Source organism: Pseudomonas sp. 478 (genome assembly GCF_003254125.1).
Taxonomy (GTDB): domain Bacteria; phylum Pseudomonadota; class Gammaproteobacteria; order Pseudomonadales; family Pseudomonadaceae; genus Aquipseudomonas.
Window position 1 is genome coordinate 591533 of sequence record NZ_QKZG01000001.1, and the last position, 13647, is coordinate 605179.

Annotated in this window: 12 protein-coding genes and 1 riboswitch; of the genes, 5 read left to right on the forward strand and 7 right to left on the reverse strand. The window is 60.3% G+C overall.

All coding sequences use genetic code 11. The features are described from left to right. Positions 1 to 164 precede the first annotated feature (164 nt). The 4 genes from DFS28_RS02920 to ahcY form a co-directional block, all read right to left on the reverse strand. A complete protein-coding gene (locus DFS28_RS02920; RefSeq protein ID WP_111448486.1) occupies positions 165 to 2048 on the reverse strand; it encodes a DEAD/DEAH box helicase in 1884 nt (627 codons plus the stop codon). Between the two features lie 222 nt (positions 2049 to 2270). Beyond that, positions 2271 to 3086: an ABC transporter substrate-binding protein gene (locus DFS28_RS02925; protein ID WP_111448487.1), complete on the reverse strand. Its 816-nt coding sequence runs from the start codon at positions 3084 to 3086 to the stop codon at positions 2271 to 2273. Between the two features lie 193 nt (positions 3087 to 3279). After that, positions 3280 to 4125: a methylenetetrahydrofolate reductase [NAD(P)H] gene (metF, locus tag DFS28_RS02930; protein ID WP_111448488.1), complete on the reverse strand. Its 846-nt coding sequence runs from the start codon at positions 4123 to 4125 to the stop codon at positions 3280 to 3282. Between the two features lie 160 nt (positions 4126 to 4285). Beyond that, positions 4286 to 5695: an adenosylhomocysteinase gene (ahcY, locus tag DFS28_RS02935; protein WP_008152012.1), complete on the reverse strand. Its 1410-nt coding sequence runs from the start codon at positions 5693 to 5695 to the stop codon at positions 4286 to 4288. Between the two features lie 23 nt (positions 5696 to 5718). Next, positions 5719 to 5821, reverse strand: a riboswitch (S-adenosyl-L-homocysteine riboswitch). A 198-nt stretch (positions 5822 to 6019) separates the two neighbouring features. Between ahcY and DFS28_RS02940 the strand changes: the two genes are divergently transcribed. Both DFS28_RS02940 and DFS28_RS02945 read left to right on the forward strand, forming a co-directional pair. Next, on the forward strand, positions 6020 to 6424 hold the full coding sequence (locus tag DFS28_RS02940) for an acyl-CoA thioesterase (RefSeq protein WP_111448489.1): 405 nt from the start codon (positions 6020 to 6022) through the stop codon (positions 6422 to 6424). Between the two features lie 206 nt (positions 6425 to 6630). Then, a complete protein-coding gene (locus DFS28_RS02945; RefSeq protein ID WP_111448490.1) occupies positions 6631 to 7518 on the forward strand; it encodes a formate/nitrite transporter family protein in 888 nt (295 codons plus the stop codon). Here the strand turns inward: DFS28_RS02945 and DFS28_RS02950 are convergent, their stop codons facing one another. After that, positions 7519 to 8784, reverse strand: coding sequence for a sodium:proton antiporter (locus tag DFS28_RS02950; RefSeq protein ID WP_111448491.1), 1266 nt, complete (start codon positions 8782 to 8784; stop codon positions 7519 to 7521). Between the two features lie 178 nt (positions 8785 to 8962). After that, the gene (locus tag DFS28_RS02955; protein WP_111448492.1) at positions 8963 to 10132 is read right to left on the reverse strand and encodes an MFS transporter; all 1170 of its coding nucleotides are present in this window, start codon (positions 10130 to 10132) and stop codon (positions 8963 to 8965) included. Between the two features lie 289 nt (positions 10133 to 10421). Here DFS28_RS02955 and DFS28_RS02960 point away from each other — a divergent pair, with 289 nt between their 5' ends. Continuing rightward, positions 10422 to 11255 (forward strand): EamA family transporter, encoded by an 834-nt coding sequence (locus tag DFS28_RS02960; protein WP_111448493.1) that lies wholly within the window; start codon positions 10422 to 10424, stop codon positions 11253 to 11255. A 40-nt stretch (positions 11256 to 11295) separates the two neighbouring features. Beyond that, positions 11296 to 11679: an MAPEG family protein gene (locus tag DFS28_RS02965; RefSeq protein WP_111448494.1), complete on the forward strand. Its 384-nt coding sequence runs from the start codon at positions 11296 to 11298 to the stop codon at positions 11677 to 11679. Positions 11680 to 11825: 146 nt separating this feature from the next. Here DFS28_RS02965 and DFS28_RS02970 read toward each other — a convergent pair whose 3' ends face one another. Next, positions 11826 to 13010: a murein transglycosylase A gene (locus DFS28_RS02970; protein ID WP_111448495.1), complete on the reverse strand. Its 1185-nt coding sequence runs from the start codon at positions 13008 to 13010 to the stop codon at positions 11826 to 11828. A 127-nt stretch (positions 13011 to 13137) separates the two neighbouring features. Between DFS28_RS02970 and DFS28_RS02975 the strand changes: the two genes are divergently transcribed. Beyond that, positions 13138 to 13587 carry a cytochrome c gene (locus tag DFS28_RS02975; RefSeq protein WP_111448496.1) on the forward strand — a complete coding sequence of 150 codons (450 nt, stop codon included), beginning with the start codon at positions 13138 to 13140 and terminating at the stop codon, positions 13585 to 13587. Positions 13588 to 13647 lie beyond the last annotated feature (60 nt).

The following is a 13647-nucleotide window of genomic DNA, read 5'->3' on the forward strand; positions in this document are numbered from 1 at the left end:
CGATGAGGCCGTCACATTCAAGAGATATGTTGGCTGACAGCCCGCTATCGCGAGCAGGCTCGCTCCCACAGGGGATCTCTGGAGGGCGGGATTTTTGCCCGGCCCCCGAAAATAAAAATGCCCCTGATCTCGCGATCAGGGGCATTTTTTATGGCAGCGGTAAATCAGCGGTTGCGGGTCAGCAAGGCTGGTTTCTCGCCGCGCGGACGGCCTGGCAGTTGATCCAGTTGCTCAGGAGTCGGGAACCGATCGGTTTTCGACTCTTTATGGATGATCTTCGGTGCCGGGCCGCGCGGGTTTTGCACGGCCGGTTCCGAACGCGGCTGGTCGTCGGTGCGAGCCGGGCGACGGTTGCGGGACTCTTCGCGACGGGCCTGGCCGTCACGTGGAGCACCGTTGCGTGGGCCGCTGCGCTTGGCCGGCGGCGTGCCGGTGGTCGCGCCGTCGCTGCTGCGTGGGCCACTTTGACGACCCTGAGGCTTGCCGCCAGTGCGCGGAGCACCTGCACCTGCGCCAGCTGCGGCGCCTTGTGCCGGAGCACCCGGACGACGACCACGGCCCTGGGCCGGTTTGGCTTGAGGAACGTAGTCGACGCGGTTACCGAAGTTATCGATATCGTCGTCCAGGAACTCGTCCGGAGCACGGTCTGCAGCAGCGCGTGGCGCCGGACGCTGTTGTTCGCGAGCCGGAGTGCCTTCGCGTGGCTTGTGTTCACGCGCCGGACGATCGCCGCGGCCAGTGGCTGCAGGTTTTTCCTTGCCGCCCTTGTCCTTGCCTTTGTCTTTACGACCGCCGCCACCGCCGGTGCCGTTCGGACCGTCGCCGCGCGGGCCACGTGGGTTGCGCGGGTTACGCACATCCGGACGCTCGCGAACTTCAGGTTTCTCGGCTTCTACAGCGCTGGAATCGAAGCCCATCAGGTTGCCGTCGGCAATCTTCTGCTTGGTCATGCGCTCGATGCTTTTCAGCAGCTTTTCTTCGTCCGGAGCGACCAGCGAGATCGCTTCGCCCGAACGACCGGCACGGCCAGTACGGCCGATACGGTGAACGTAATCTTCGTCGACGTTCGGCAGTTCGAAGTTGACCACGTGTGGCAACTGGTCGATGTCCAGGCCGCGAGCGGCGATGTCGGTGGCGACCAGAATGCGCACTTCGCCGGCCTTGAAGTCGGCCAGGGCTTTGGTGCGAGCGTTCTGGCTCTTGTTACCGTGGATCGCAACGGCGCTGAGGCCGTGTTTGTCCAGGTACTCGGCCAGGCGGTTGGCGCCGTGCTTGGTGCGGGTGAACACCAGCACCTGTTCCCAGGCACCTGCGGTGATCAAGTGCGCCAGCAGCGAACGCTTGTGGTTGGCTGGCAGACGGAAAACACGCTGTTCGATGCGCTCGACCGTGGTGTTCGGCGGCGTGACTTCGATGCGTTCCGGGTTGTGCAGCAGCTTGCCGGCGAGGTCGGTGATGTCTTTGGAGAAGGTCGCCGAGAACAGCAGGTTCTGACGTTTGCTCGGCAGACGGGCCAGGACTTTTTTCACGTCATGGACAAAGCCCATGTCGAGCATGCGGTCGGCTTCGTCCAGCACGAGGATTTCCACGTGGGACAAATCGACGCTGCCTTGGCCAGCGAGGTCGAGCAGGCGGCCGGGGCAGGCCACCAGCACGTCAACACCGCGGGACATGGCCTGAACCTGCGGGTTCATGCCGACGCCGCCGAAGATGCAGGCGCTGACGAACTTCAGGTCACGGGCATAGACCTTGAAGCTCTCGTGTACTTGAGCCGCGAGTTCGCGGGTAGGGGTCAGGACCAGTACGCGCGGTTGGCGCGGGCCGTGACGCTGGGATTTGTCCGGGTGACCGTTGGGGAACAACCGCTCCAGAATCGGAAGGGCGAAGCCGCCGGTTTTACCAGTACCTGTCTGAGCCGCGACCATCAGGTCGCGACCTTGCAACACGGCGGGAATGGCCCGCTGTTGCACCGGAGTAGGCTCGGTATAGCCCGCTGCCTCGATGGCGCGGACTAAAGCCTCGGAGAGACCGAGGGAAGCAAAGGACATGAGTAATCCTGTTTTAGTTAGGGCTTGGCCCAATGGGAGTCTTGCCTGGCGCGAATGGCGTTTAGAGGAACGCAATCCCGTCCGGTCCTGCTGGGCCAAGAAGGCTCATCTGGAGTGCTCGCGCGGGCTGAAAAGCTGCGCTGTAGCGGGATCGAGATGCCTTGAACAAGTCCGAGCGTCCGGGCGTGAGCCTGGCGGGAAGGCCGGAGTATAACAGAGCAATCACTGCGCGCCGCTTTCCTGCTGCTCAACGGTTTTTCCGCTGGCGGCGGTGGCTCTGGTGGCTTTGACCTCGGCCGCCGGTTCGGCGCCATAACGGGCGCTCAATTCAGCGTACGCAGGCTCGCGCTTGAAGCGTTTGAGTTCGGCGCCGAAGCGCTGCACCAACAAGTCCATGCCGGCGTTGCGGCGTACGGCCAGGAACTGGCTCTGGTGACTGATGACGGTCGGGTTCTCGGTAATCTTGTCGCGGATGCCCAATTGGTCGAGCAAGTGCTGGCCAACCCTGCGATCAGTGATCAGCAGGTCGATCCGCCCGCGCACCAGTTTGCCGAAGTTGGCTTCATGGGTTGGCGCCGGTTCGCGAGTGAACAGGGTCGATTCGCTGAAGTCCTGGCTGTACAGATAGCCCGGGGAAGTGCCGATGGTCAGCCCTTTCAGGTCGGCCAGGGTGTGAAAAGGGTGGGGCCGCTCATTGGCGTAGAACATCACGAACTCCACTTCCGAGAGCGGCTCGCCGGGGTAGAGCAGGGTGGCGTCGCGCTCATCGCTGTGGAAGATGTCCAGCGCGCCGTCTGCCTGGCCCGTTTCGAGCATCGACAGGCAGCGTTTCCATGGCAGGAACTGCCATTCCACTTCGATGCCCAGGCGTTTGAAGACGATGGCGGTGGTTTCGTAGTCCAGTCCCAGGGATTTGCCGTTTTCCTCATACACGTACGGCGCCCAAGGTTCAGTGACAATGCGCAGCTTCTCGCCCCGAGCGGCGAAGCTCAGGCAAGTAAAAAGAAACACGGTCAGTAACTGCGCGATCAGAGGCATGGCTTGAGATTACGACGAGAAACCGGAAAGAGCCAGAAACGGGATCCAGAAGCTCTAACTCAGAGTGTTGTTGCACAAAAAAAGGGCGTTAAAAGCAAAAGATCGCAGCCTGCGGCAGTTCCTACAGGGATTAAACACGCCCGATGTAGGAGCTGCCGCAGGCTGCGATCTCTTGATCTTGCTTTGACGGCTTTTAGCGCGGCAACTTCAGATTGTTCCACACCGCCAGGCTCGGTTCGGCCTGGTTCAGCGTGTAGAAGTGCAGCCCTGGAGCGCCACCTTGCAGCAGGCGTTCGCACATCTCGGTGATGACTTGCTCACCAAAGCCTTGAATGCTCTGGGTGTCGTCGCCGTAGGCTTCCAGCTGCTTGCGGATCCAGCGCGGGATTTCCGCACCGCAGGCATCGGAGAAGCGCGCCAGCTTGCTGTAGTTGGTGATCGGCATGATCCCCGGAACGATCGGGATGTTCACGCCCTTCGCCCGTACACGCTCGACGAAGTAGAAGTAGCTGTCGGCGTTGAAGAAGTACTGGGTGATTGCGCTGTTGGCGCCAGCGTTGGCCTTGCGCACGAAGTTGGTCAGATCGTCTTCGAAATTGCGCGCTTGCGGATGCATTTCCGGGTAGGCGGCGACTTCGATGTGGAAATGATCGCCGGTTTCTTCACGAATGAATTCAACCAGGTCATTGGCGTGGCGCATTTCACCACTGGCCATGCCCATGCCGGAAGGCAGGTCACCGCGCAGGGCAACGATACGGGTGATGCCGGCGGCCTTGTATTGGGCCAACAGGCCGCGCAAGTCGTCCTTGCTGTCGCCAACGCAGGACAAATGCGGTGCGGCAGGGACTTTGACTTCGCTTTCGAGCTGCAACACGGTGTTGAGGGTGCGATCACGGGTCGAACCGCCAGCGCCGTAGGTGCAGGAGAAGAAGTCAGGATTGTAGGTCGCCAGATGACGGGCAGTGGCGATCAGTTTTTCATGCCCAGCGTCGGTCTTCGTAGGGAAGAACTCGAAGCTGTAGCGACGTTCTTGGGACATGGTCATATCCTTGGAAGCACGAGAGCCTGTGAGGCTTGCACAACCCATGTGGGAGCGGGCTTGCTCGCGAAAGCGGTGGATCAGTCAACATTAATGTTGAATGTTAAACCGCATTCGCGAGCAAGCCCGCTCCCACAGGGAGAGCAGCCAGCAGAACCAATCAGTAGCGGTAAGCGTGCGGCTTGAACGGACCTTCAACGGTCACGCCGATGTAGTCGGCCTGAGTCTTGGTCAGTTGAGTCACAACGCCGCCGAAACCGCGGACCATTTCCAGGGCCACTTCTTCGTCGAGTTTCTTCGGCAGTACTTCAACAGTCAGGCGCTCGGCTTTCTGGGCTGGCGACAGGTCGGCGTACTTCTGGCCGAACAGGAAGATCTGAGCCAGAACCTGGTTGGCGAACGAGCCGTCCATGATGCGGCTTGGGTGGCCGGTGGCGTTGCCCAGGTTAACCAGACGGCCTTCGGCCAGCAGGATCAGGTAGTCGTCGTTCTGCGCGTCGAATGCGCCAGGGCCGGTACGGTGGATCTTGTGAACCTGTGGCTTCACTTCTTCCCATGCCCAGTTCTTGCGCATGAAAGCGGTATCGATTTCGTTGTCGAAGTGGCCGATGTTGCAGACAACAGCGCGCTTCTTCAGGGCTTTGAGCATGTTCGAGTCGCAAACGTTGACGTTACCGGTGGTGGTCACGATCAGGTCGATCTTGCCCAGCAGCGCTTTGTCGATGCTTGCTTCAGTACCGTTGTTGATACCGTCGATGAACGGCGAAACCAGCTCGTAACCGTCCATGCAGGCTTGCATGGCGCAGATCGGGTCGACTTCGGAGACTTTAACGATCATGCCTTCCTGACGCAGGGACTGAGCGGAGCCCTTGCCCACGTCACCGTAACCGATGACCAGCGCTTGCTTGCCGGACAGCAGGTGGTCGGTACCGCGCTTGATCGCATCGTTCAGGCTGTGACGGCAGCCGTACTTGTTGTCGTTCTTGCTCTTGGTGACCGAGTCATTGACGTTGATGGCCGGGATTTTCAGCTCGCCCTTGGCCAGCATGTCCAGCAGGCGGTGAACGCCAGTGGTGGTTTCTTCGGTAACGCCGTGGACGCGGTCCAGGATCGCCGGGTACTTCTTGTGCAGCAGCTCGGTCAGGTCGCCGCCGTCGTCGAGGATCATGTTGGCATCCCAAGGCGCGCCATCTTTAAGGATGGTTTGCTCCAGGCACCACTCGTACTCTTCTTCAGTTTCGCCTTTCCAGGCGAAAACCGGGATACCGGCAGCAGCGATAGCGGCAGCGGCCTGGTCCTGAGTCGAGAAAATGTTGCAGGACGACCAGCGTACTTCGGCACCCAGGGCAACCAGGGTTTCGATCAGCACGGCAGTCTGAATGGTCATGTGGATGCAGCCGAGGATTTTCGCGCCTTTGAGCGGCTGCTCACCGGCGTACTTGCGGCGCAGACCCATCAGGGCAGGCATTTCGGATTCGGCGATGATGGTTTCGCGACGACCCCAGGCAGCCAGGGACATGTCGGCAACTTTGTAATCGTTAAAATCGGCAGGCGTGATAACAGCGCTCATGATGAGCCTCCATTCGTAATGTATGCGAATGGGCGCCGTTGTGCGTTTAGTGTCTGACCAATAACGGTCAAGCAACGCCCCATCCGAGCCTGACAGGTCGAACCTGCTGCAGCGCCCCTCGGACAGGTGGCGGGAAAACGGTATCAATGGAACGTTACCGTTTTGAAACGGTGGCGATTATAGCCGTGTGAGCGATACTTCCAAAGCGTTTCTGTTGGTCAATGTCTGAACGGTAATCGAGACCATAGTCGATGCTTGATAGAGCTCTAGGTCGGGCTCTGCCATGATGCCCACCATCATTCGGCAAGACGCTCAGGAGTGAATATGAATTTCCACACCCGCAAATGGGTAAAACCCGAAGACCTCAACCCCAACGGCACGCTGTTCGGTGGCAGCCTGTTGCGCTGGCTCGACGAAGAAGCGGCAATCTACGCCATCGTCCAGCTGGGCAATCAGCGTGTGGTCACCAAGTACATTTCCGAGATCAACTTCGTCAGCGCCTCGCGCCAGGGCGACATCATTGAACTGGGCATCACCGCCACCGAATTCGGTCGCACCTCGATCACCCTCAAGTGCGAAGTGCGTAACAAGATCACCCGCAAAAGCATCCTGACGGTGGAGAAGATTGTTTTCGTCAATCTGGGCGAAGACGGCTTGCCCGCGCCGCACGGCCGGACCGAGATCACGTACGTCAAAGACCAGTTCAAGGATGATGTTCTCAACGTGTGAAGCCGGCGGTGCGCCCTTCGCGAGCAAGCCCGCTCCCACACTAAATCTAAGTCGTTCACAGAAGCTGTGTTCGCTGAAGATCTAATGTGGGAGCGGGCTTGCTCGCGAAGGGCGCACCGCCGATTAGCGATGATTTAGCGGGGCAGTGAACAGCTCCGAACCCTGCGTGTCGTACCTACATCACACACCACGGGTTCCGGAGCTTTATGGACGCGCAAAAAGACGGCAAGACCCCGAACCTCTCCCCTGAAGAACAGCACGACGTCGACAAGAGCCAGCCGCCGCGGGCGGCGGTGCTGCACGAAATCATCCGCACCCAGGGTGATCAGGAACTCGAGCGCAGTGTCGCCGCCTTGTGGTGGTCGGCGCTGGCCGCCGGCCTGACCATGGGCCTGTCGCTGATGGCCATGGGGCTGCTCAATTCCCGTCTGCCGGACGGCGAAGGCTTCAAGGTGATCGCCAGTTTCGGTTACTGCGCAGGCTTTCTCGCGGTGATCCTCGCCCGTCAGCAATTGTTCACCGAGAACACCCTGACGGCGGTGCTGCCGATCATGACCAAACCCACACTGAGCAATTTCGGTCGATTGCTACGCCTGTGGTCGGTGGTGCTGGTGGGTAACCTCTGCGGTACGTTGCTGGTGGCGTATGTGATGCTGAATCTGCCGATTTTCGACAGCAAGACCGACCTGGCCTTCCTGGATATCGGGCGCAAGATCATGGAGAACGACGCCAGCCAGATGTTCGCCAAAGGCATTGTGTCGGGTTGGATGATCGCCACCATGGTCTGGATGATTCCGTCCATGGAGAGCGCGAAGATGTGGATCATCATCCTCATCACCTACCTCATGGCGCTGGGGGATTTCACCCACATCGTGGTCGGGTCCGCCGAGGTCTCGTATCTGGTGTTTGCTGGCGAGTTGCCGTGGAAGGATTTCTGGCTGGTGTTCGCCGGGCCGACGCTGGTGGGGAACATCGTCGGCGGCAGCTTCATCTTCGCGCTGATCAGCCATGCACAGATTCGCAGCGAGAGCGGGCCGCCGAAGAAGTCTACGGATCAAGGCCCGGAGCCCGACCCGCAGAAGACCAAAAAGTAATCAGTGATGCTCGGCCTGTGCCGCTGGCGCAGGCTCGTCCTTGGTCACGTGCTTGACCAGTTTGCCAATGCTCAAGCCCTGCAACAGGATCGACGACAGCACCACGATGTAGGTGATGCTCAGCAGCAAGTCGCGCTCCGGACCCAGCGGTAAGGCCAGGGCCAGTGCCACCGAAACACCCCCGCGCAAACCACCCCAGGTCAGAATCCGGATCGTCCCGCGCGGCACTGTGCGCCAGCGCCGCAACAACACAATGGCCGGCGCCACCGTCAGCAGGCGCGAGAGCAGAATCGCCAGCGCCAGCAAACTCGCCGCCAGCACGTGCAACCAGTTGAACGGCAGCAGCAACAACTCCATGCCGATCAGGGCGAACAGCAGGGCGTTGAGCATGTCATCGAGCAATTCCCAGAAACCGTCCAGGTACTTGCGAGTCATGTCGTTCATCGCCAGGTTGCGGCCCAGGTTGCCGATGATCAGGCCGGCGACCACCATCGCGATCGGAGCGGAGACGTGCAATTCCGACGCCATGGCCGAGCCGCCGATCACCAGCGCCAGGGTCAGCATCACCTCTATCTGGTGTTGTTCGATGCTCTTGATCATCAGGTACACCAGGTAACCGATCAGCCCACCAAACAGCGCGCCGCCAATCGCCTCGTGGGCGAACAGCATGGCTGTGGCGCCGACGGTCGGGGTTTCACCCAGTTGCGCGATGCCCAACAACACGGTGAACACCACCACGGCGGTGCCATCGTTGAACAGCGACTCGCCGACGATAGTGGTTTTCAGGGGCTTGGAGGCGTTGGCGGTCCGCAGCACACCGAGCACCGCGATCGGGTCGGTCGGGGAAATCAGCGCGCCGAACAGCAGGCAATACAAGAAGCTAACGTGCCAGCCGAAGAGGGCAAAAATGTAATAGGCGAGGCTGCCGATCACGGCGGTGGCGATCAACACGCCGAAGGTTGCCAGCAAACCGATGGGCCAGCGATGGCTGCGCAGGTCATTCAGGTTGACGTGCAGGGCGCCGGCGAACAGCAGGAAGGACAGCATCCAGTTCATCAGCAGATCGCCGAAGTCGATCTGGCCGATCAACTGTTGCACACGCTCTTCGAGACCGGGGTAGCCGATGAAACTCAAGCCTTGCAGCAGCAGGGAAAACATCAGCGCGGTGACCATGACGCCGATGGTCGGGGGCAGGCCGATGAAGCGGAAGTTCACGTAGGTGAGGAGCGTGGTGAGGCAGATAAACGCAGCGACAAGTTCAAGCATCCGGGGTCCTTGGATGGGAGGTGGAAAACAGGTTTGGGCAGGTGCACCGCGTCAACTTCTTCGCGAGCAAGCCCGCTCCCACAGTGGATTTCGGTAGTTCACAGAATCTGTGTTCACTGGAGATCCACTGTGGGAGCGGGCTTGCTCGCGAATGCAATGTCATGGGCGATGCAGTTAATCAGCCGGACACATTGACCGCAGTAGCACCACGACGTTGCAGATAGATGTAGAAAAGCGCCGTCAGCACCGTCAAGCCACTGACCAGCGCGCCGGTCCACGGCAAGTCCGCCAGGTCCGCACCACTGGCGACGACCAGCCCACCAATCCACGCACCGGCTGCGTTGCCGAGGTTGAACGCGCTCTGGTTCAACGTTGAGCCCAGATTCGGTGCTTCATGGGCTTGATCGATGATCAGTAATTGCAAAATCGGGCACAGGGCAAAGGCGAAGATGCCCCACAACACCAGCGTGATTGCGGCTGGAATCACCGAGTGGCTGGTCTGTGTGAACGCGGCCAGCACGACCAGCACGGCCAGCGCCATGCCCACCAGCGACGGCAGCAATCGACTGTCAGCCAGGCGACCACCGAGCATGCTGCCTGCGGTCAAACCCACACCAAATAACAACAACATGATGGTCACGCCATGCGGGCTGACGCCGGTGATGTCTTGCAGGATGGGGGCAATGTAAGTGAAGACGCTGAACAGGCTGGTCGACGCCAGCACGCTCATGCCCAGCGCCAGCAACACGTTGACTTTGCCCAGCACTTTGAACTCGCTGGCGAGGTTGGCCTTGTCCATCGCGATGTCCTTCGGCAACCAGACCCATTGGGCGATAGCCGCGATCACGCCGATCACCGACACCGCCCAGAACGTCGAGCGCCAGCCGGCGTATTGCCCGAGCGCGGTGCCCAAAGGCACGCCCAGCACGTTGGCCAGGGTCAGGCCGGTGAACATCATCGCAATCGCCTGGGCGCGTTTGTTCGGTGCCACCAAACCGGCGGCAACCACCGAACCGATGCCGAAGAACGCACCGTGGCAGAGCGCGGTGACCACGCGTGCGGCCATCAGCGTGGCGTAGTTCGGTGCCAGGGCGCAGAGAATGTTGCCGAGGATGAACATCAGGGTCATGCCCAGCAGCGTGGCTTTGCGCGGCATGTTGGCGGTGCCGACTGCGAGGATCGGCGCACCGAACACCACGCCGAGGGCGTAGCCGGTGATCAGCAGGCCTGCGTGGGGGATGCTCACGGCGAGGTCGCGGGCGACGTCGGGCAACAAACCCATGATGACGAATTCAGTGGTGCCGATGCCGAACGCGGCAACAGCGAGGGCAAGCAAGGCGAGGGGCATGCGCAAGGTCTCTGTCGGTAGTCTTGACGCTGTGATCAGGCATACGCATACCGACGCCCGTTCTCGACGAGAGCGGGCGGTGGCAAAAATTTATTGGAATTAGTCTGTGCGCAACTGAGTGCGGCGTGGTCGCTTGCAGTATAAACAGCTGCTGACATATGGCGAATCAATTATCTCCCCCCGCTTCCTGTAGGAGCACGGCTTGCCGGCGATGGCGTTCTTGAGATCGCCATCGCCGGCAAGCCGTGCTCCTACAGGGGAGGGGGCGGTCAACAAAAAGGAGTGTGCCGTGCTTGCAACAGCACTGGTGTTGGTAGCGGCGCTGTTGCACGCGGCGTGGAATACCCTGATCAAATTCAGTGCGGAACGGCTGCTGGTGGTGGCCTGCATGGACAGCGTGGCAATGCTGTTTGTCGCGCTGATGCTGCCGTTCGTGGCGTTGCCGCCCCTGGACATCTGGCCGTGGATTCTGGCGTCGGCGGCGTTTGAATTGCTCTATCGCTATTTGCTGATCCAGGCCTATCGGGTCGGCGATCTGGGGTTGGTCTACCCACTGATGCGTGGCTTGTCGCCGCTGGTGGTGCTGGCACTGACACTGATTTTTGCCGGAGAAGTGCTGACGAACCAGCAGATCTTCGGGATTCTGCTGATCCCGTTCGGCATGCTTTGCCTGCTCTGGCAGGGCGGCGGCGGTGCGCGATTGCCGTGGTCGATGCTGCCGGTGGTGGCGTTGATCGGCCTGTGCATCGGCTGCTACACCTTCATCGATGGCCAGGCGTTGCGGCGTTGGCCGCATCCGCTGGATTACCTGGTGTGGGTCACGTTGCTCAGCGCCTGGCCGTTCCCGTTGCTGGCGCTGGTGCGTAAACGACCGGCCTTCATGTTGTTCTGGCGTGAACAGTGGCGACTGGGGTTGGCAGTCGGGTTTTGCGTGTTGTTCAGCTACGCTCTGGTGCTGTGGGCCATGCAGCTGGGCTCGATTGCCGAAGCGGCGGCATTGCGCGAGATCAGCGTGATTCTGGTGGTGCTGTTCGGCATGCGTTACCTGAAAGAACCTTTCGGCAGGCCCCGGCTCTTAGCCTGTGGGCTGGTGCTGATCGGCATGCTGGTAATGAAGTTTTGACTGGAGTTCGACTCTTGAAACCTGAAGAAGGGATTGCGTTATGACGGTTGCTCTGTGGTGCATTTTGATCGCGATTATCCTGCCCTATATCTGCACGGGCATCGCCAGGGCCTGTGGCGGGTTCCGGCTGAAAGACAACCATGATCCCCGTGACTTTCTCGAGTCGCTGAATGGTTTGGGCCGACGCGCGTATGCGGCGCACCTGAACAGTTTTGAAGTGACTCCCGCGTTCGCGGCGGCGGTGATCGTTGCGCACCTGGCCGGCAATGCCGAACTGGTGACGATCAATGTGCTGGCGGTGTTGTTCATCACCAGTCGGCTGCTGTACATCATTTGCTACTTGGCGGACTGGGCGATTTTGCGGTCGCTGATGTGGTTGGTGGGGCTGGGGTTGATCGTCAGTTTCTTTGTGGTTTCTGTCTGAAAATACATTGGTGTTCGTGAGGGCCTCATCGCGAGCAGGCTCGTTCCCACATTGAATCTCGGTCGTACACGTATGCTGTGTTCACTGGAGATCCAAATGTGGGAGCGAGCCTGCTCGCGATTGCTATTTAACCGCCGATACAGATATCAGGGGCTGGTCTTCACCGCATCAGCCACCTGCGGCACTTGCGGCAACGCTGCGCCTTTAGGCCAGAGCATCCAGATCTGCCCCTGCTGTTTCATGTCGCCGGCCAATTGCCCGGCCGCCTCGCCGGTGCCCCAGAACAGGTCTGCACGGACTTCGCCGGCAATTGCGCCGCCGGTGTCCTGAGCGGCAACCGGGCGTACCAGTGCGGTGCCGTCCGGTTTAGTGGTCGATAACCACAACAGACTGCCCAGCGGAATCACTTTGCGATCCACCGCCGCGCTGTAACCGGCGGTCAGCGGTACGTTCAACGAGCCGCGAGGTCCTTCGTTGCTGTCCGGATTGCGGGTGAAGAATACGTAGCTGGGGTTGCTGCCCAGCAGTTCCGGAATGCGCGTGGGATTGGCCTTGGCCCATTGGCTGATGGCGCCCATGGTCACTTCTTCTTTTTTCAGCTCGCCCTGGTCCACCAGCCAGCGGCCAATCGGCCGATACGGGTGACCGTTCTGGTCGGCATACGCAATGCGCAACTGGCGGCCATCATCGAGCTGGATACGACCCGAACCCTGGATTTGCAGGAATTGCAGGTTCATCGGATCGGTCAGCCAGGCAACAACCGGAGCCTTGACCCCTTTGGTTTCAATCGTGGCCGCATCGTCGTAAGGCTTGAGCACGCGACCTTCGAGTCGTCCGCGCAGGCGTTTGCCTTTGAGTTCCGGATAAATGCTGTCCAGAGAGACGATGATCATGTCCTCGGGCACACCGTACACCGGGATGCTTGCCACTTCGGTCTGGGTCAGGCTGCCGGGGTAGACCGGCTCGTAATAACCGGTGATCAGGCCGTTGGGATTGTCATTGGCTGCACGCAGGCCGTAGACGTCGAGGTTCTGCTTGAGGAAGCCACGAATGTCGCTGGCGGTTTGCGGCACGTTGGCGGCAGCCGCACACGTCGAGCCCCATACCGGGTCGGCTTTGAGTCGGGTGCAGGCGCTGCGCCACGAACCGAAGCCGGCGACCAGGTCGTTGTCGGACACTGTTGGAAGTGCTTCCCACGTGGCGCTGGAGTAGGTCGCCAGGGCGTGGGTTTTCGGTGTGTTGTTGTCGCCACCGGTGCAGCCCGCAAGCACGGCCACCATCGGAAGGGTCCAGGCGAGGTTGTGACGCCATGCCTTGAAACGGCTGTTCATGGAGTAATTCCTTTGTCGGTTGCCTGAGTGCTCCATGCGCTCAAACAACCCGTATTGATAATAGGGCTATTGGTCTTTGCCGTTGACGCGAGGATACTGGCCGCCGTTCCCGTGAGCTGAAGCCACCATGACTCTTAAAAGACTTTCTGTTGTATTGCTGGCCTGCCTGACGTTGTCCGCCTGCGGTGGTGTCGACCCCAATTCACCGCTGGGCCAGCGCAAGGCGATCTTCAAGCAAATGCTCAAGACCGGCGAAGACCTGGGCGGCATGTTGCGTGGTCGCATCCCGTTTGACGGTCCGACATTCGCTGACGGTGCCGTGAAGCTCGATGCGTTGTCCCGTGAACCCTGGAAACATTTTCCGCAGGTGCGCGAAGAAGATCACACCAGCGCCAAGAGCGATGTCTGGCAGAAACAGGAACAGTTCCAGGACATGGCGCGCACCCTTGAAGCCGCCACTGGTGAATTGGTGATTGCCAGCAAGGTTCAGCCTTACAAGGCCAGTAACCTCGGGCCAGCGGTGCAAAAGGTCGAAGATGCCTGCAGTGCTTGCCATAAAGAGTTTCGGGATCACTGATCCTCACCTGTTGATCGTTCCCACGCTCTGCGTGGGAATGCCTCTAGGGACGCTCCGCGT